Consider the following 560-nt stretch of genomic DNA (forward strand, 5'->3'; position numbering starts at 1 on the left):
GACTGCCAAGGCATCCACCGTGTACGCTTAGTCACTTAACCATACAACCCCAAAGAGTTTCAAAGAAACCTCGAGATTGTCGTTAAACAACCAAAGTTGTCTGCAATTTTTATACATGATGCAGACTCGATTTTGCCGGACTCAAATATGAATAGCTTTCGCTATTCCCAAGAACACTTGAATGTGTGTTGGTACCTAAATGATTAAATCATCTAGGATTTGAGAACTTTTAATTGAATAACTTAATCAACAGCCTTGAGCTGTTTTGTTTTACTTTTTCAAAAGTAAAAACCAATTAAGCTATTCGTCAGCTTTCCAAATTTTTAAAGAGCTAATCACTTCAAATGAAGTAACCATTTCTAAATATTCTCGAGAGAAAACACTTAAAGATGGTGGAGCTATGCGGGATCGAACCGCAGACCTCTTCGCTGCCAGCGAAGCGCTCTCCCAGCTGAGCTATAGCCCCATCTGGAAAAGGTTTCCTTACTCTTAACTTACAAACCTAATCAATCTGTGTGAACACTCATCGCAATAATCTATTCGTATAAGGAGGTGATCCA

General features: G+C 38.8%; 1 tRNA gene. It reads right to left on the bottom strand.

The window, feature by feature from the left end:
• Positions 1-390: 390 nt before the first annotated feature.
• Positions 391-466 (bottom strand) — tRNA-Ala (locus ACJB0T_RS21930).
• Between the last annotated feature and the right edge of the window lie 94 nt (positions 467-560).

This window comes from Vibrio sp. CB1-5, assembly GCF_059412285.1.